At 67.9% G+C, this 18233-nt stretch carries 17 protein-coding genes; 6 read left to right on the top strand and 11 right to left on the bottom strand.

All coding sequences use genetic code 11. From position 1 onward, the window contains the following. The first annotated feature begins 139 nt into the window (after positions 1-139). Positions 140-964: a DUF5672 family protein gene (locus HHL15_RS06005; protein WP_169144919.1), complete on the top strand. Its 825-nt coding sequence runs from the start codon at positions 140-142 to the stop codon at positions 962-964. Position 965: 1 nt separating this feature from the next. Here HHL15_RS06005 and HHL15_RS06000 read toward each other — a convergent pair whose 3' ends face one another. Genes HHL15_RS06000 through rfaE1 form a run of 5 tightly spaced genes read right to left on the bottom strand, consistent with a single transcriptional unit; the run spans position 966 to position 6975 of the window. Beyond that, positions 966-2243 (bottom strand): O-antigen ligase family protein, encoded by a 1278-nt coding sequence (locus HHL15_RS06000; RefSeq protein ID WP_169144918.1) that lies wholly within the window; start codon positions 2241-2243, stop codon positions 966-968. 4 nt (positions 2244-2247) lie between these two features. Beyond that, a complete protein-coding gene (locus HHL15_RS05995) occupies positions 2248-3303 on the bottom strand; it encodes a polysialyltransferase family glycosyltransferase (RefSeq protein ID WP_169144917.1) in 1056 nt (351 codons plus the stop codon). 1 nt (position 3304) lies between these two features. Beyond that, a complete protein-coding gene (msbA, locus tag HHL15_RS05990; RefSeq protein ID WP_169144916.1) occupies positions 3305-5047 on the bottom strand; it encodes a lipid A export permease/ATP-binding protein MsbA in 1743 nt (580 codons plus the stop codon). Further along, positions 5044-5706 carry a tyrosine-protein phosphatase gene (locus tag HHL15_RS05985; RefSeq protein ID WP_235943244.1) on the bottom strand — a complete coding sequence of 221 codons (663 nt, stop codon included), beginning with the start codon at positions 5704-5706 and terminating at the stop codon, positions 5044-5046. Before HHL15_RS05985 ends, msbA begins: the two co-directional genes overlap by 4 nt. A gap of 12 nt (positions 5707-5718) precedes the next feature. Further along, positions 5719-6975: a D-glycero-beta-D-manno-heptose-7-phosphate kinase gene (gene rfaE1, locus HHL15_RS05980; RefSeq protein ID WP_169144915.1), complete on the bottom strand. Its 1257-nt coding sequence runs from the start codon at positions 6973-6975 to the stop codon at positions 5719-5721. Positions 6976-7198: 223 nt separating this feature from the next. On the opposite strand from rfaE1, the gene HHL15_RS05975 reads away from it, so the two are divergent. The 5 genes from HHL15_RS05975 (at position 7199) to HHL15_RS05955 (ending at position 13127) form a co-directional block, all read left to right on the top strand. Next, positions 7199-8929, top strand: a complete 1731-nt coding sequence (locus HHL15_RS05975; protein ID WP_169144914.1) for an Ig-like domain-containing protein — start codon at positions 7199-7201, stop codon at positions 8927-8929. A gap of 82 nt (positions 8930-9011) precedes the next feature. Next, positions 9012-9644 (top strand): Clp protease ClpP, encoded by a 633-nt coding sequence (locus HHL15_RS05970; protein ID WP_169144913.1) that lies wholly within the window; start codon positions 9012-9014, stop codon positions 9642-9644. A gap of 358 nt (positions 9645-10002) precedes the next feature. Beyond that, positions 10003-11757, top strand: coding sequence for a PQQ-dependent dehydrogenase, methanol/ethanol family (locus HHL15_RS05965; RefSeq protein WP_169144912.1), 1755 nt, complete (start codon positions 10003-10005; stop codon positions 11755-11757). A gap of 60 nt (positions 11758-11817) precedes the next feature. Continuing rightward, entirely contained in the window at positions 11818-12606 is a 789-nt protein-coding gene (locus tag HHL15_RS05960; RefSeq protein ID WP_169144911.1) for a substrate-binding periplasmic protein, read from the top strand. 41 nt (positions 12607-12647) lie between these two features. Further along, positions 12648-13127 (top strand): c-type cytochrome, encoded by a 480-nt coding sequence (locus HHL15_RS05955; RefSeq protein WP_169144910.1) that lies wholly within the window; start codon positions 12648-12650, stop codon positions 13125-13127. 14 nt (positions 13128-13141) lie between these two features. Here the strand turns inward: HHL15_RS05955 and HHL15_RS05950 are convergent, their stop codons facing one another. The 6 genes from HHL15_RS05950 to HHL15_RS05925 all read right to left on the bottom strand — a co-directional run bounded on the left by HHL15_RS05950 (position 13142) and on the right by HHL15_RS05925 (position 18177). Next, positions 13142-13702, bottom strand: a complete 561-nt coding sequence (locus HHL15_RS05950; protein WP_169144909.1) for a PqiC family protein — start codon at positions 13700-13702, stop codon at positions 13142-13144. Next, positions 13699-15357 carry a PqiB family protein gene (locus tag HHL15_RS05945; protein WP_169144908.1) on the bottom strand — a complete coding sequence of 553 codons (1659 nt, stop codon included), beginning with the start codon at positions 15355-15357 and terminating at the stop codon, positions 13699-13701. The genes HHL15_RS05950 and HHL15_RS05945 overlap by 4 nt, the downstream gene beginning before the upstream one ends. Continuing rightward, positions 15350-16024: a paraquat-inducible protein A gene (locus HHL15_RS05940; RefSeq protein WP_235943243.1), complete on the bottom strand. Its 675-nt coding sequence runs from the start codon at positions 16022-16024 to the stop codon at positions 15350-15352. The genes HHL15_RS05945 and HHL15_RS05940 overlap by 8 nt, the downstream gene beginning before the upstream one ends. Further along, positions 16021-16665, bottom strand: coding sequence for a paraquat-inducible protein A (locus HHL15_RS05935; RefSeq protein ID WP_169144907.1), 645 nt, complete (start codon positions 16663-16665; stop codon positions 16021-16023). The genes HHL15_RS05940 and HHL15_RS05935 overlap by 4 nt, the downstream gene beginning before the upstream one ends. 98 nt (positions 16666-16763) lie before the next feature. Beyond that, entirely contained in the window at positions 16764-17198 is a 435-nt protein-coding gene (locus tag HHL15_RS05930) for a hypothetical protein (RefSeq protein WP_169144906.1), read from the bottom strand. 124 nt (positions 17199-17322) lie between these two features. Continuing rightward, complete coding sequence (locus tag HHL15_RS05925) at positions 17323-18177, bottom strand: alpha/beta fold hydrolase (RefSeq protein ID WP_169144905.1); 855 nt, start codon at positions 18175-18177, stop codon at positions 17323-17325. Positions 18178-18233 lie beyond the last annotated feature (56 nt).

The raw sequence follows: 18233 nt of genomic DNA, 5'->3' as shown, positions 1-18233 counted from the left end.
GTTTCTGTAAAGATAGAGGCGCGAATGGTAACAGGCGGTAAAGGTCATGGTGCCAGGCCAGGTGAGCCATACCCCACCGGACGGGATTGGGTTACTCTGCCGGCCGATCCCCAGCAGCACCTGATTCCCGGCACTTTCCTTGAAACTCGATCTATCCACCGTCAGCCTCGCCTGCGTCGACACCCTCCATCCGGAGCTGGCCGTCGAGGCGATGGAGCGTTGCCTGCAACACGCCTGTTTCGGCGAGGCCAAGCTGCTGACCCGCCCGGGCTTCCGCTCGACGGATCCGCGCATCGAGGTGGTCGCCACCGATCGGATCAACAGCCGCGATGCCTACTCGGCCTTCATGGTCAAAGAGCTCGGCGAGCTCTGTTCGGGCAGCCACGTGCTGGTGGTGCAATGGGACGGTTTCCTGCTCGATCCCGCCGCCTGGGATCCGGCCTTCCTCGACTATGACTACATCGGCGCGCCCTGGCCGCATCGGGCCCAACCCGTGGGCAACGGTGGCTTCTCCCTGCGCTCGCGGCGCCTGCTCAAGGCCCTGTCCGACCCGGAGATCCAGGACCTGCTGCCGGAGGACGCGTGCATCTGCGAGCGCTATCGCAGCCTGCTGGAAGCCCGTCACGGGATCCGCTTTGCGCCCCTCGAGCTGGCCCGCCGCTTCGCCTTCGAGCTGGAGACGCCCCAAGGGCCGACCTTCGGCTTCCACGGCCTGTTCAACTTTCACCGCGCCCTGCCCGACGACGCCCTGAATGCCTGGCTGGCTGTGGCGCCCCCCGCGCTGCTGAAGTCGGTGCCCGCCCGACGCCTGCTGAAGAACCTGATCCACAGCAATCGGCACGCCGCGGCACGCTACATCCTGCGGGTGCGTGGAGAAGGCCCGCTGCCGATGAAGCTCGACACCTGCAAACTGAACGGCATGCTGGCCCTGCGCCGCTGGCGTGGCCAGGACTGCGACGACTGAACTAGCGGGCCGGCGTGGCCGGATGCGCGCCGGCAGCAAACACCGCCAGCATCACCGTGAAGGCCAGCGCCCCCAGCGACGATGCGAACATCGAGCCCACATTGGAAAACACGAACTCGCCAAGCAGAAGCATCAGCCCCCAGGTGGCAAACAGGCGCTTGTCCGGGTCCGCCGCACGGCGCTGGGAGGCAAAGAAGCCCAGCATCCCGATCCAGAAGGCCAGCATCGCCAGCAGACCCACCAGGCCGGTGGTGGTGAGGTGATCGATGAACAGGTTGTGCAGACCGCCGAAGTTCATCAGGATCGGCGGCAGCACACCGGCCGCCACCCCGGCCGCCACCGCGCCTCGGAAATTGGCCATGCCAAGGCCCAGCAGCGGATGGGCCAGGAACTGCTCCCAACCCCACTGCCAGCTGAGGAGGCGCAGCCCCAGTGAGGTTTCGCGGGCACTCGTCGCCGCCGGATCGGCCTGGTAGGCCAGCACCTCGAAAACCCCTTCTTCCACCCGCCCCCAGATCCGCTGGCCGATCAGCACCGCCACCAGCAGCAAGAGTACGCCGGCCAGCGCCAACGGACGGCGCGGCAGACGCCGGCGCCCCGGCATCTGCAGGGCCAGCAATCCCATCAAGGGCAGCGCCACCCAGGCCGAACGCGTCTCGGAAAGAATGGCCGCGGCCGTCCCCCCGATGATCGCCAGCGGCACCAGCATCGGCGGGCCACCCTGGGTACGTCCGTTGCCCGCCGCCAGCCCTCCGGCCAGGGCCGCCATGGCCACCACCGCGCTGTAATTGCCGAAGGGCCCGGGGCTCGAGAACGGCCCCATCGGCCGGCCCGAGTTGAGCGCCAGGAGACCTTCTCCGCCCCCCCAGGCAAGGGCTGCCAGTGCCACCAGCATGCCGCCCAGGCCGGCGATGGCGAGGCCGCGGAGAACCGACACCCGTGCCACGCCGAAGCGCCGGAACAACAGATAGACCGCGACACCGGCCAGCAGGTGGGCAGGCCGGTCGAGCAGCCGGAAGTTCCAGCCGAGCAGCGCCATGTTGAGCAGGTAGGCGGCCGGGAGGATGGCTGCCGCCAGCATGAAACGGCGATCCAGAGCATCGATGTGACGCCCCGGCGCACAGGCCGCCACCACGCCGAGCAGGGCCAGCAGGATGGCGCAGGCCTTGGCCAGCCCGGCGGAGACCACCAGGCCGGCAAAAAAGAGGGGCAACACCCAGGACAGCCGCGCGGCCACCCATTCGGGACGCCGGACAAGGGCGGAGGGAAGGGACATCATGAATTCACGGAACGGACAGCAGGTCGACACCGGTGGCGCGGAAGGCCTCTTCCATCTGGCGGCGTTCATCGTCGGACTTGAAGCGCACCCGCTCCCAGCCGAAGGCCACCACGCGGGTGCTGGCAGGAGCGGTCTGGCGGGCAAACAGCAGGGCGCTGGAGCGGACCCCGACCACCGCATCGTAGGCGGTGTTGGCAAGGTGCACCTCAAGCGGCTCATCGAGGGTCACGACGGTGTAATCGGGGTGGTTGAGTTCCTTTTCGGGATCCTTGGGATGGCCCTTGTAGAACACCTGCGTGATCCCCTCGGCGGCCAGCCAGGTGTGGATGGCGCTGCTCACCGCGTCCCGGTCGGCCGCCTTCATCAGGCCCGCCCCGACCAGCGGCTGGCCGATCACCAGGGCACTGCGCGCAGCACCGGAGGCGGCGCGGCTACCGGCCCGCGGGGTGACCAGCGGCGGCAGGACCACGGCCTTGTCCAGGGCGTACTCGTGGGGCAGACCGGGAATCACATAGACCCGGTCGCAGAAGAGCGCGTCGGAGCCGATGCGGTCGCCGGAGAAGCACCAGTAGTCCAGCTCCGGCGCCAGCAGGCGGCGCAACTTGCGGGCGTACTGGGCCAGGCGCTTGGTGAGGGACAGGGGATAGCGGCGGATGCTGATGATGCCGTCGGGCAGGATGCGGGCATGCATCCTGCGTGCGCCGCTGGCCTTCGGCAGGGCCCGCAGGAAGTAGTTGATGGCCTCGGTGTCGAAGACTGCGCTGTGGATGTGCAGACTCTCGCAGGGCCCCACCAGGCCGGCCACCAGGCGGATGTTGTCGCGCTGCCGGCGCAGCCGGCCGAAGGGGCCGGGCAGCGGCTCCCAGCGGGGCCACGGCATGTAGGCGGCAGCGTCCCAATCTTCCTGGCGGACGATGGGGGTTACGCCGGGCTTGTACCACACCAGCACCTGGCGGGCACCGGCCTCGAAGTTCTCGGCGATGCGCCGCGCGGCCAGGTATTGCAGCGGCGAGGCGACGAAATAGACGGCAACCCGCCCGGCACGCTCCCGACTGCCCACCTCAGGTCTCGTCCTTGAGCTGCTCGCCGCTGGCCAGCAGGCGGGCATAGGCCTGGCCACGGGCGACCAGTTCGTCATGGGTGCCGGTCTCGACGATGCGGCCGCGCTCCATCACCACGATCAGGTCCGCATCGCGGATGGTGGACAGGCGGTGGGCGATGACGATCACGGTACGGTTGCGGCGCAGCTCCACCAGGGCATCCTTGACCGCCCGCTCGGACTCGTTGTCGAGGGCCGAGGTGGCTTCGTCGAGAAGCAGGATAGGCGCGTCGCGCAGGAAGGCGCGGGCGATGGCGATGCGCTGGCGCTGGCCGCCGGAGAGCTGGCTGCCATTGGCGCCAACCCGGGTGGCGAGACCGTCGGGCAGCGTGTCGATGAACTCCAGGGCATGGGCGGCGCGGGCCGCGGCGACGATGTCGGCCTCCGGCACGTCGGGCCGGCCGTAGGCGATGTTGGCGGCGATGCTGTCGTCGAACAGCACCACCTGCTGGCCGACCCAGCCCAGCTGGGCGCGCAGGTGGGCCAGGGGCAGGCTGTCCAGCGCCGCGCCGTCGAGCAGGATGCGGCCGCTGCCCGGCTCGTAGAAGCGGGCGATCAGGTTGACCAGGGTGGACTTGCCGCTGCCGGATGCACCCACCAGCGCCACCGTCTGGCCGGGATGCACGTCCAGGCTGAAATGCTGCAGGGCCTGCTCGGCCTGGCCCGGGTAGCTGAAGCTCACGTCGTCGAAGCGCAGCTCGCCGATGGCCCGCGGGCGGCTGCCACTGGCGGTGTCCACCTCGGGCAGGGTGTCGAGCAGCGCAAAGATGCTCTGGGCGCCGGCCAGGCCGCGCTGGATCACCGCGTTGATATTGGTCAGGCGGCGGATCGGCTCGAAGAGCATCGACATGGCGGTGACGAAGGCGACGAACTCGCCCGGGGTCAGCTTGTCCTGGGCCGACAGGGAGCTGGCGGTCCAGATCACGGTGGCCACCGCCGCCGCCGCCAGCACCTGCACCAGGGGCACGTTCACCGCCGACACGCGCACCGTGCGCATGGTCTGGCTGCGCAGGCGCTCGGCCACCTCGGCGAAGCGCCGGTCCTCGTGGTCGTGAGTGCCGAAGAGCTTGATCTCGCGCACCCCGCCGAGGGTCTCCTCGACCATCCCGGTGAGGCGGCCGGTGGTTTCCTGCATCTCCTGGTTGGAGCCGCGCAGCTTGCGGCTGGCCACCCGGATCAGCCAGGCCACCACCGGGGCGATGGCGACGATGACGAGGGTCAGTTCCCAGGCGGTGTAGATCAGGTAACCGGTGAGGCCGATGATGATCAGGGTGTCGCGCACCACGATGATCCAGGCGTTGGACAGGGCCGCGCCCACCTGGGGGATGTCGTAGAGGATGCGCGACAGCATGCGCCCGCCGGTCTCCGCCTGGTGCACCGGGATGGGCAGGTGCATCTGGTGGCGGAAGACCTGCTGGCGCAGGTCGGTGATGGCCTTGTTGGCGATCCACTGGCTGGACACGTTGGCCACGTACTCGGCTACCCCCTTGGCCAGGAAGGCCAGCATCAGGAACAGCGGCACCTGCCACTGGGCCACCGGGCTCTTCTTGATCAGGCTGTCGTCCACCAGCGGCTTGAGCAGGCTGGGGAGCACCGGCTCGAGGGAGGCGGCGGCGATCATCGCCAGGATGGACAGGGCCACCACCCGGCCATAGGGACGGATGGAGCCGAGCAGGCGTTTGTAGAGCTGGAAGGAGTCGTTCATTCCCGGTGCAGGACCTTGTCCACGATGAGGCTGGCCCAGCCTTCCTCCCGGAAGCGGTGGTGGATCTCGAGACGGTTGTATTCGGTGTCGACCCACTCCAGGAAGCCGATCGGGCTCTTCGCGTTGCGGGCCACGTAGGTGGCGAAGAAGAAATCGAGCACGCCGGTCTTGGCGCCCTTGAAGTGGCCGTACTTCCAGCCCAGCTCGCTCATCGCGTCCTCCACCCGGTGGCCGAGGTGCAGGATGCGGTACAGGGCCGCGCCAATGCCGGCCCGGTCGGCGCCGGACTTGCAGTGCAGCAGGGCCGGGTACTCAATGGACTTGAAGAGATCGTCCATGGCGTGGACTTCCTCCACCTCGGGCGGCGTGCGGGAGTACAGCTTGATGTCGTGCAGGACGATGCCGAGCTGTTCGCAGGCTTCCTTCTCGAGGGCGTAGGAGCCATAACCGTGCGCGCCGCGCAGGTTGATCACCGTACGCAGGCCGAGCTTCTCGCGGTACTTGCGCAACTGGGCCGGGCTGGGCTGGCTGCTGCGGTACATTCCGCCGCCCAGGTCGTAGAAGTTGTTGTACACGGCGCGGATCGCCCCGTGGTCCACCAGGTGCATGTCCAGCCAGGCGCGGACGCGGCCGCTGGTGGTCGAGATGTCCATGATCATCGGGCGGGGTCCTCAGGCCTGCAGCAGCAGGTCGGGTTGCAGCCGGGCGAGCAGATCGTCGCGGCCGGCCGCGTCGACGGCCACCACCCAATCCACCGGGCGCAGCGCGGCAAGCACGGCCAGGCTGTCGGGCGCTGCCGTCGCGGGTTCGAGCACCAGCACCCGGTCGGCCTGCCGGCCGGCTTCTTCGAGGCGGGCCAGCAAAGCGGCTCCGGGCACTCCCACCGGCCCCTGCAGCACCGCCAGGCGCTCGCCGGCGGCACGCGCACGCTGGCAGGCGGACAGCACCGCGTCCACACCGAGCAGGCCGCGGGCCACCGGGGCGTGGGCATCCATGGCGTCGCGGAGTTCCTCGAGGGTGGCCGTGGCCGTACCCAGCTTGCCCACCACCACGCCCGCCGCCAGATTGGCCAGGGCCGTCGCCTCGCGCAGGTTGAGGCCCGCCGCGATGCCGCAGCCCAGCGCCGCCGACACGGTGTCGCCGGCGCCGGTCACGTCATAGACCTCCCGCGCCCGGGTCGGCTGGTGATGTGCCGGCTGGCCACGCTGGATCAGGGTCACGCCCTGCTCGCTGCGCGTGACCAGCAGCGCCTCCAGGTCCAGCTCGGCACGCAGCGCCTCGCCACGGGCGATCAGGGTGGCCTCGTCCGGGCAGGGGCCGACCACCGCCTCGAATTCCGACAGGTTGGGCTTGACCAGGGTGGCGCCCCGGTAACGGCTGAAATCCGTGCCCTTCGGGTCCACCACCACCGGCACGCCACGCGCCCGGGCGGCGCGGATCAGGCCCTGCACGTCGGCCAGGGTGCCCTTGGCGTAATCGGACAGCACCAGCACGCTGACGCCTTCCAGGTGCGCCTCGAGCGCCGCCGCCACGCGGGCCGCATGGCAGGCGTCGAAGCGCTCCTCGAAGTCCAGGCGGATCAGCTGCTGGTGGCGCGAGATGACCCGCAGCTTGGTGATCGTCGGCGCATCGGAGACGCGCTCGAAGGCGCAGGCGACGCCCCGCGACATCAGGCTGTCCTCCAGCAGGCGGCCGGCCTCGTCCTCGCCCACAAGCCCGATCACCCGCGCCTGCGCGCCCAGTGATGCGGCGTTGAGGGCGACGTTGCCCGCACCGCCGGCCCGCAACTCGTCATTGCGGACGGTGACCACCGGCACCGGGGCCTCCGGCGAAATGCGCGCCGTCGCGCCGTGCCAGTAGCGATCGAGCATCACGTCACCGCAGACGAGCACACGGCAGGCGGAAAAGTCCGGCAGGGGGAAATGCATGGAGACGAAACGGCCCTCCACGGGAGGAGGCACCGGAAGACGAAAGTCGCGATTATCGCATCAAGGGAGGAGGGTCGGGAGGGGCGGACTTTCTCGTGGCGGCATGGCGGACCGGACCGGGCCCCCGTGCCTTTTTCCGGCAGAGAAACCCATTTTGGGGAAAATCATTGCAAGAAATGCCGATGAATAAGACCATCACATAAAAATCAACGAGGAACCCAAAATGAAAATGGTCTGCAGAAAGCACTCGCTCATCCAGAGAATGAGGACGGTGGCATCAAGCCTGGCTCTTTTGGGCATGGCCGCGGGGGCCCAGGCCGCCAGTTGCCGAATCCCCGTCGCCGACGCCTTCGCGCAGGTTGCATATCCAGCCGTCAGCGCCGGCTTCAACAGCGTCGGCCCTGGCGGTATTTTCAGCCAGGCATTTGCATTCACCACCAATGTCAGCGGCTACACCAACACCGTCAGCATGCTCAGTGATGCGGCAGCCTACGGTCATGCACCTGGCCCCTACCCCAGATCGTACGCATTTACAGGCGCCGGGCCGCTGTCGAACAACACCATCAATTATGTCGATTACGGCCAGCGCCCCGGGCCTGGCACCATGCGGTACGACTTCGCCACGCCACTGGGCGCCAACGATGGCATCCTGGTGATGGACACGGATCTCAACGAGGTCGTCACCCTTGAGTTTTATGACGCAGCCAACAATCTGCTGTCCACCGCGGGGTGGTCCACCCCGCTGATCCGGTCCGTGACCGGATCAGGCACGCTCAGCAACAACGGCACCAGCATCACCATAGTGGGCGACACCCAGGACACGCCCGATGCGACGTATCTGGTCATGCCGGCGGCGGGTACGGCAATAAGTCGTGTCGTGCTCACCGGTCGTACGCCCTCCCCGGGGAGTTGGGACATCCAGTTCGTTCACGGCGATTGCAGCATCAACGCGGTCAACGACGATTTCAGCGCCGCTGTGATACCGCAAACTGGCGGCAACACTGCCAGCGTACTGAGCAATGACACGCTGGGCTCAAGCCCTCCTGTCACGGCCACCCCGTCCACAGTGACACCCAGCCTCCTCGACAACGGCGGCATCCCCGGCCTGGTGCTCAATGGCAACGGGACGTTCACGGTACCCGCCGGCGCTCAGGCAGGTGACCACTCGATCACCTACAGGATCTGCGATTCCGATCCGAACAAGCCGGACGTCTGCGACGAGGCCACGGCCATCATCCGCGTGCAGACACCGGCCATCGACGCAGTCAACGACGACTTCACCACAACACCCGTTTCACCCGCCGGTGGCACCACGCCCAGCGTGCTGGGCAACGACACGCTGACCGGCAGTCCCGCCAGCGCCGGCGCTGTCACACTGAGCATCGTGAACAACGGCGGCATGACGGGTTTGATACTCAACCCGGCGGGCACATTCACCGTGCCCGCCAACACGCCGGCGGGCGACTACACCGTCACCTACCGGATTTGCGATGCAGCAACACCGGCGCTGTGCGACAACGCCACCGTGCTGATCCGGGTGCAGACACCGGCCATCGACGCCGTCAACGACAACTTCACCGCAACACCCGTTTCACCTGCCGGTGGCACCACGCCCAGCGTGCTGGGCAACGACACGCTGGCCGGCAATCCCGCCAGCGCCGGCGCTGTCACACTGAGCATCGTGAACAACGGCGGGCTGACGGGTTTGATACTCAACCCGGCGGGTGCATTCACCGTGCCCGCCAACACACCAGCGGGCAGTTACACCGTGACCTACCGTATCTGCAGCCAGGCGTCGCCAAGCTTGTGTGACGACGCCACGGCCATCGTCGACGTGCAAGGCGCACCCATCGCTGCGATACCGACGCTGTCCTTCTGGGGCCTGCTGCTGTCGGCCCTCTCCCTCTGGATTGCGCTGCTGGCGCTGCCTCCAAAGCACAACCCGTGGAAGTGAAATGAGGCCTTCTCCCCGCCTTGCCGCGTCGCGCGTCCCGGACGCATACTGGCCGCGTCTGCAGCAGAACGGGGAGAGCAGCATGGTTGAACACAAGACGGGCCTCGGCCGGGTCGCGCAACCGGAAGAAGACGAGGAGGAGCCCTTCGGCGGGCTGGTGCGCTACGAGCGCCACATGCCCATCCACCAGGTGTCGTATTACCTGTGCGGGGAGATCCAGGCGCCCCAGTTCTACACCGAGCTCTTCTACACCCTGCGCACGGCGGCAGAGACCGATCTGATCTACCTGCACATCAATTCGCCGGGCGGCGACTTCAACACCGGGCTGCAGATCATCAACAACATCCTGGCCTCCGATGCCCAGGTGGTGACGGTGCTCGAAGCCCGGGCCTACTCGATGGCCGCCTTCATCTTCCTGTCGGGCGACGAGCTGATCGTGCATGACAACTGCCAGCTGATGTTCCACACCTATTCGAGCAGCTTCGCCGGCAAGGGCAGCGAGCAGCTGGCGGAGGTGCATGCCCTGGGCACCTGGTTCGAAAAGGTCACCACCCGCCTGTGCACGCCCTTCCTGAGCCCCACCGACATTGCCCACATCCTGCAGGGCAGCGACCTGTGGATGGATTCAGACGAGATCCGGCGGCGCCTGGGACGGGTCAAACACCCCAAGGCGACCCCGCGCAGCCGGGCCCCCAAAAAGCCGGCGCAGGACTGACGCCCCAACGCACGCCCGACGCACTCGCCCTGCCACTCATGCCGCGGCCCCGGCGATCTGGCCGGCGAACCTGCCAGGACAGCCTCGACCGAAGCTGAACCGGCCCCAGCGCCCCTCCGCCTCCCTTGAAGAGGCCATTCCACATTGAGACAGCTGTCTCGCCCGTCTCGATCGAAACTCCCGGACTGAGAGACCTGTCTCATCCGCCCCCCGCCGTTCGATCACAAACCCCTGTTTAGAATGAACTTTCCCGTCTGGCACAAAGATGGCTAGCGGTGAGTGTGGCCCTGTCCGACGCAGCCCTGTCCTGTCCGACGACCACATCCACCACACCACGCTCAATGCGGGAGACAAAAAAATGATGAAAACCCAGCGCATCTCCGGGTCTTTGCTGGCGATCCTGTTCGCCACCAATGCCCTGGCGGCCGACAACACTCCGGCCGCCGACCCGGAACCTCCTCTCGGTGTCGACGTCCTGGAAGCCAGTTTCAAGTGGCGGCCGAACTATGTTTCCGAAGACATGCTGATCCACGCGGACAAGGACGCCAACAACTGGCTGCACTACGGCAAGGACTACCAGGCCACCCGCTTCAGCCAGCTGCGGCAGATCACCCGGGACAACGCAGTGCGGCTGGTTCCCAAGTGGAACCTGTCCTTCGGCGTGAATGATGCGCAGGACAGCCAGACCACGGTCGTCAACGGCCGTGTCTACGTGACGGCCAGCCAGAACAAGGTCTTCTCCCTGGATGGAGAAAGCGGCCGCATGCTCTGGAAGTACGAGCACCCGCTACCCGGCGACCTGGGCCCGCGTCTGTGCTGCGAGGCGGTGAACCGGGGCGTCGCGGTGTTCAAGAACATGGTCTACATGGCCACCCTCGACAGCCACGTCGTCGCCCTCGACAACACGACCGGCCGCGTCGTCTGGGACGTACAGCTCGGCGACTACCGCACCGGCGAGATCTACACGTCCATGCCGCTGGTCGCCAACGGCATGATCGTGGTCGGCAACTCCGGCTCGGATGTCGGTGGCAACGTCGGCAAGATCACCGCCCTCAACCCGGACACAGGCAAGATCGTCTGGCAGACCACCACCCGCCCCACCGATGCCAGGGACCCGGTGGCCAGGACCTGGGCCAACGACTCCTGGAAGACCGGTGGTGCCTCTGCCTGGCTGACCGGCAACTATGACCCCAGGACCAAGACCATCTTCTGGGGCGTCGGCAATCCTTCACCGGACTTCGACCCGCGCGTACGCGCCGGCGACAACCTCTACAGCAACTCCACGCTGGCCCTCGACGCCGACACCGGCAAGATCAAGCACCATTTCCAATACACCCCCAACGACTCCTGGGATTACGACGGCAACAACGAGACCATCCTGGTAGACGACGAACAGGGGCGCAAGGTGTGGCTGCACGCCGACCGCAACGGCCATGTCTATTCCATCAACCGGGATACCGGCAAATGCAACTGGGTGGTACCGATCGCCCGGGTGAATTGGGTCACCGGCTTCCAGGGCAACTGTCGCCCGATCGTCAATCCGGACAAGGTGCCCGGCTACGACAAGGTTGCCACCGACGTGGCGCCCATCCTCGACGGTGGCAAGGAATGGCACCCGGCTGCCTACAGCCCGCTGACCAAGCTGCTCTACGTGCCCTATATCGACAGCTCGATGGATATCCAGGCCAAAAAGATGGAATGGAAGCAGGGTGAGTGGTTCCTGTCATCCAAGGTCCTCAAGGCCAACCCCTACACCGGTGGCGTGAAGGCGTTTGATGCCACCACCGGCAAGCTGGCGTGGACGCGCCCGCAGAGCACCCCCGCCACCAGCGGCCTGCTCGCCACCGCCGGCGGGCTGGTCTTCTCCGGCGACGCTGAAGGCTACTTCTCGGCGATGCGCGACGACACGGGTGAAACCCTGTGGCGCTTCAACGTGGGCACCGGCATCCATGGCAACCCGACGACCTTCAACGTGAATGGCCAGCAGTACGTGGCGATCGTGTACGGCCCCGGTGGCGGCAGCCTGTGGCCGCTGGTGTATGGCGAGCTGTTCAAGCACCAGAACCGGGGCGGCGGCATGATGGTCTTCGCCCTCGCCCCCCAGTATCGCTGACCCCTAGCAGCGGGCGTGGCAGCCAACCAGCACACGCTGCTGCGCCCGTGGAGCTCCCCCATGACAACGCGTACGCGCCTTCTCGGCGCGCTGCTGGCGGTGCTGGCCCACAGCCACCCCGCCGGCAGTGCGCCCCTCCCGGCAGAACAGACCGAGGGCCCGCTGACCGTCTGCCTCGCCGATGCCAACCCACCGTTCTCGGCGAGCAGCCTGCCCGATGGCGGCCTCGATGCCGAGCTGGCCCGCGCAATCGGCCGGCAACTCGGCCGGGAGATCCGCCTGGTGTGGGTGACCATCCCGAACCGGGGTGGTCTCGGCAAGGCCCTCGGACAGCAGCTCGGCGGCGGCGCCTGCAGCCTGTTTGCCGGCATCCCCGAAAGCGGCGGCCCCAATGAGGACCTCACCGAAAAAAACCTGATGGCCAGCGACGGCTACCTGGAAACCGGCTACGTCCTGATCGCCGCCCATGGCAGCCTGCGCAGCCTCGACGAAGCGCGCCGGCTCAACCGGATCGGCGTGGTGACGGCCACACCGGCCGACCTCTACCTGTTCCAGCAACAGCTGCGGCGGGTACCCCATGGCAGCAACGAGGCGCTGCTGGCCGCCCTCGCGGAGGGCAGCGTGGATGCCGCCGTGCTGTGGCAGCCGGCCCTTGCCCGCGCACGCCTGCAGGGGAAGGCCCCCACCGCAAACGGCATTCAGCTGCCTGGCGCCAGCCGGACCCGTTTCGTTCTTGCGCTGCCGCGCAAGGACCCGGCCCTGCTGGCCCGGGTCAACGCCGCCCTGGCCCACCTGCGGACCGACGGCAGCCTTGCCTCCATCCTGCAGACCCACGGCCTCGCACCGTGACACCTGCCGGAACCCTCCAACGAGAGCCTCACCAGAAGACCATGAAAGAGCCCACCCTCCCCTGCTCCTCCCACCCCCGCGCCGCACGGCGCCGGGCCCTCGCCATCGGCACCTGCCTCATCCTCGGACTGAGCGGCCTCGCCCATGGCTTTGGTGTGACACCCGCCGGTGGTGGCCCCGCCGCAACATCGGCCAACCCCCTCGCCGGCAACGTGGCAGCCGCCCGCAAGGGCGAGGAATTGTTCGGCCGCAACTGCCAGCAGTGCCACAACACACGCGGACACGGCGGCAAATGCCCGCAACTCGTACGCGGCGCGTGGGCACCCGGCGGCCCCAACAGCGACAGGTTCATGTTCGACACGATCTCCAAGGGGCGCCCCAACACCCAGATGGGCTCCTTCGGCCTGGCCCTCAGCGAGGAGGAGATCTGGCAGATCGTCACCTTCCTGCGGGAAGAAGCCGTCCGTGTGAAGGCCACCGCCCGCAAAGCGGCCGACGACGACGACGCCAGCTGGTACTGAGCCGCGCGGCGCCGCTAGGGAATGGCGCGGGCCACATCCCGCGCCAAGGCCGTCACCAGGCGCCCGTGGGCGGCGGCGAGCCCGTCCCAGCCGGGCTGGGTGACGCTCTCGGTGGCCGCGAAGCGCCCGCTGGCCAGATCCTTCCCCGCCTTGCGCAGCGTCCATACGGCTTCCAGGGTGACCCGCTCGAAGCCCTCGGCCTCGAAGCGCTGCACGTCGATGGGCAGGGTCATGTCCGGCTCGACGATGCTGCCCTGGGGCCACGCGACGATGCGGCCGTTGCCCGTGCTGCGGGCCAGCTCGACAGCGACCCGGCGGGCAATCTCGGTCTTGAGGGGCGCGGCCCAGCGGTGGCCCTCCGCCACCTCGGCCCGCACCCCATCCACCTGGCGCACGATCAGGAGCCGGTCGATGGCCGCGGGCACACCTACCGGCCCCACCACCAGGCTCGGCCCGGACGCTGGCGCGGCGGCCCCGGCCGGCCCTTCCGAGCCCAGGGTGTAGTAACGCACGGCCGGCGTCGTGCCGCAGGCCGCCAGCAGGCAGGCGCTCAGGATCAGGGGGAAGGCTCTCATGGCTTGTCCTCGGGTTTGCCGCGCAGCAGGGCTTCGGGATGGCGGTCCAGGCTGTCGGCCAGGTGGCGCATGGCCTGGGCCGTGCGCGACACCTCCTGCAGCGTCGCCCGCAGATCCTGCTGCAGGGGCGCATCGCTGGCCACCAGCTTGCGTGAGTCGGCAATCACCGTGCGGGCCTCGGCGAGGGTCTCGCGCACCCCGCCGAGGGTGTCGCGGACATCGCTGCCGACCAGGTTGTCGATGCGCTTGACCAGGCTTTCCAGCTCGTCGATGGTGCGGCCCAGCCCGACGATGGCCTTGCGGGTGTCCTGGCCGATCTCGTCGAGGGGCAGCTTGTCGAGCTTTTCGACAATGCGCAGGAGCGCCGTCTGCAGCTCGTCCAGGCTGCCCCGCTGGGTCGGCAGGCTGGGCGGCTGGGTGTTCCAGTCGGCCTTGCCGCCCTTGGCCGCCGGAAAGAAGTCGAAGGCCACGTAGAGCTGGCCGGTGACCAGGTTGCCGTTGCGCAACTGGGCCCGCATGCCGCGGGTGATCAGGCGATCGATGAAACTGCGGAAGTCCTTGTCGCGGTAATCCTTGCCGAAGAAGGTGGGCTTGCCGGCATCCGGACGCGCCTGCATACGCCCAGGAAAGATGGCGACCTCGACCACCATGCCCAGATCGCCGGCCCCGCTCCCGATGTCGGGATGAACGGCGACGACCTCACCCAGCTGGATCCCCCGGAAATCCACCGGCGCACCGGGCGACAGCCCGCGCACGCTCTCCGAGAAGCGCAGCAGGTAAAGCTGGCGCACGCTGCTGGGCTGCTTGAGGGCCTCGTCACGGTTGCGCAGCAGCGGGAACACGTGCTCGGCGGGAGCCGGCTCGTCGACGCTGTTGTCGGGGGTCTGGAAGGCCAGCCCGCCGGCCAGGATCGAGGTGACGGACTCGGTATTGACCTGGATGCCCTCCGCGCCCAGCTTCACATCCACGCCGCTGGCGTTCCAGAAGCGGGTGTCGGCAGTCACGAAACGGTCGTAGGGCGCCTTGATGAAGATCCGGATGTCCAGGTGCTTGCCCTTCTCGTCGAGCTTGAAACCCGTGACCTGGCCCGCCTCGATGCGCCGGTAATAGATGGGCGTCCCCACGCCGATCGACCCCAGGGATTCCGCCTCCAGGCTGAAATGACGGCCCGGTATGTCGAAGGTCACCACCGGCGCCTCCGTAAGCGCCAGGAACCTGCGCCGGGGCTCCTCCGACTTGCCTGCATCCATGCCCACGTAGGCGCCCGACAGCAGGGTTTCGAGGCCCGACACCGAACTCCCCGAGACCCGCGCGCTGACCACCCAGAAGCGGGTGTCATCGACCAGCAGGCGGGTCGCCTCCTTGGCCAGGCGGGCGGTGGCCACCACATGGCTGCCGTCTTCGGCCAACGCCACCGAGGCGATCTGACCGACATCCACGTCCTTGTACTTGATGCGGGTCTTGCCCGGCTCGAGGCCGACCCCGGTGCGGAACACGATGCTGATGGTGGGGCCCTGCTCATAATAACTGCGCGCCGCCAGGAAGAGCCCGATCAGGGCCGCCACCAGGGGAATGATCCATACCAGCGGAATGCGGAAACGACGGTGTGCCTCCACGGTGGCGACAGGGATGGCGGACGGAGCGGGATCAGTCATGGGCAGGCCGTTCGGGTGCGGGGTCGACGGGATCGCCGTCGACGGGATCGGAAAGGGGGTCCCAGATCAGGCGGGGGTCGAAGCTCATGGCCGCAAACATGGTCAGCACCACCACCGCCCCGAAGGCAACGGCGGCGGGCCCCGCCTGGATGGTGGCCAGCCCCTGGAACTGGACCAGGGCGACCAGGATGGTGATGACGTAGATGTCGAGCATGGACCAGCGCCCGACAAACTCGACCAGCCGATAGAGCCGCGCCCGCTGCAGGAGGCCGCGGCGGGACCGGCTCTGCACCGATGCGGTCAGGTAGCTCAGGGCGAAGATCTTGAGCAGCGGCACCATCACGCTGGCAAAGAAGACCACCAGGGCGAGGGGCCAGGAACCGGACTCCCACAGGAAGACCACCCCGCTCAGGATGGTGTCCTCCTGGCTGCCGGTCAGGGACGCGGTGGTCATCATCGGCAGCAGGTTGGCGGGGATGTAGAGCAGCGCCGACGCCAGCAGCAAGGCCCAGGTGGTGGTGATGCTGGCCGGCTTGCGCAGGTGCAGCGGCGCGCCGCAGCGCGGACAGCGCAGACGCTGCGCGGCCCCGTGGGGGCTGCGCGCGAGCTGGCCGCAGACATGGCAGCTCATCAGGCCCGCTTCACGGGCGGTGACCTGCCGCGTCAAGGCCGTGCCCCCTCGTCGCCCGGCGCCAGCTGCCACAGCAGGCGCGTATCGAAGGCGCGGGCCGCCAGGGTGAGGACCACGATGAGGGCGGCGGTGGCCCAGAAGGCCGTGCCCAGGATGACGGTGGCCAGGTGGGACAGCTTGACCAGCGACACCAGCATGCCCAGCAGGAAGACCTCGACCATGCCCCACGGCTGCACCGAGCGGACCAGGCGGAAGAAGGTTGCCAGACGGGGCGACACCCGGCCCAGGCGCAGTGGCAGCAGCACGACGAGGATCATGCTCAGCTCGAGCACCGGAAACAGCTGCGCGGTCACGAAGACCAGCGCGGCCACGGGCTCCACGCCGTCACGCCAGAGGATATGGACGGCCTCGAACAGGCTCACCTCGACCCGCCGCCCCTGCATTTCGAGCCCCACCAGGGGATACAGGTTGGCGATCAGGTACAGCACGGCGGCGGTGAAGGTCAGCGCCAGGGTGCGATCCAGGCTGTCCGGCGGATTGCGGGCCAGGATTGCGTTGCACCGCGCGCAGCGCGCCGTCTCGCCCGGCGCAAGCGCAGGTTCGGTCTGGAGCAGGTCACAGTCGTGACAGGCCAGCAGATCGGCGGGAGGGGTCGCATGGGCGTCGGGGTCGGTCATGGCTTGGCCCGGAAGATGACGGCCAATTGTGCGGTGCAGTGCCCGCCGCCGCAAGCGGATCGGCGCGACCCGCCTCCAAATCCGTGATGCCGGACGGATCAGCGTGCAGGAGGCACGGCCGGCACTGCCGGCGAGGGGCGAGGAGCCGCGTCAGGCGTGATCGCCGGTACCGGCACGGCGCCGGCGATGAGGACCATGGGAGCATCCAGCCCACGATGACGCAGGACAACCCTGTCGTTGAGCACCCGGTCGACGCGCAGATCGTCGTTGAAGGCCGCGCCTTCAGGCACCAGCACGGGCGGGTGGTTGCCATCGGCCAGGATGGCCATGCCCGGCGCCGCACCGCTGGCCGGGATGGTGGCCTGCAATACCAGCCCCGGCGGAGGCGGCAGCACCGGCAGTGAGGCGCTGCCTTGCTGGGGAGCGGCGACATGGAGGATGCCGATTTCCTCGGCGGTCCATAGACCGACCACAATCAACGCACCCAGCCCCAGCAATGCGCGCTGCAAACGGACCATGTTGAATCCCGCCATTCCTTACTCCCTGCACGGCCACGGCCGGACCGACCGCGGGAAAGTCATCGTTGATCACTTCGAGAGCATTACCGTAACACCTCGACATTGCACACAGGGGGAGCTTCACGATTCTTGACCCATTCTACGGGCGGCCGGCAGCAGCGCCGCACAGGCCAAGGAATGCACTCAATTCCCGGATGAAGCGTTCGCGCTCGCCCAGATGGGGGGCATGGTCCTGTCCCGCATATAACTGCAGCCGGGATCCGGCAATCTGGCCCGCCACATGGCGCGCCGTGTCCACCGAGTAGAAATTACTCTCGTCACCATAGACGAGAAAACTCGGAAGGGTAATCGTTTGCAGCACATCCCGATAATCCGCCGCCGTCAGGCTGGCCCAGCAGTCGATCAGCGGCTGCGGATCGAGGGCGCCCAGACGCTGGCGGGCGAGCTGGATGCCGGCACCGTTCTCCAGGTATTTGTCGCGGGCCCGGGCATTGTTGCCGAAGGCGGCGAGGCGCAGCACCGCCTCGGCCAGGTCCTTCCCCAGCTCGTCCATGAAAATGGCATTGCGGTGGGCATCGAAATCGCCGTAGATGCCGAACCGCCAGCCAGTGTCCGTCAACAGGCGTGGCGACTGGTCGATGAAGGCCAGGTGGGACAAGCCCTCCTCGCCCCAGTCCCGCAGGTATTGCCAGAGCGTCAGGGCACCCATCGAATGGCCGGCGATCGCCACATCCTGCAGCCCGTAATGGCGGATGAGGTTGTGCAGGTCGCGGGCCATGCGCGCCACGGTCGGCACCGCCGCGCTCCGGGGGGCATGGCCGCCGTGGCCGCGGGCATCCCAGCGGAAGACACGGCAGCCCGCTTCCAGGGCCGGCATGAAGGGAGTCCAGTCCCGGTGGGTCGAGGTCCAGCCATGCAGCAGCACCAGGGGCCGCCCCTGGCCGGAGATGCGGAGATGGATTCTTTCGCCATCGTCGGCGAGAAAGTGCTCCATGGTGTCGGGCCGATCACTTTGAAGGCCCGCAGTCTACCGGAGAGTCCGGCGCCGCA

The organism is Zoogloea dura (assembly GCF_012927165.1).
Lineage (GTDB): Bacteria > Pseudomonadota > Gammaproteobacteria > Burkholderiales > Rhodocyclaceae > Zoogloea > Zoogloea dura.
The sequence above is the reverse complement of the archived record's forward strand: the minus strand, read 5'-3'. Positions and strand labels throughout refer to the sequence as shown.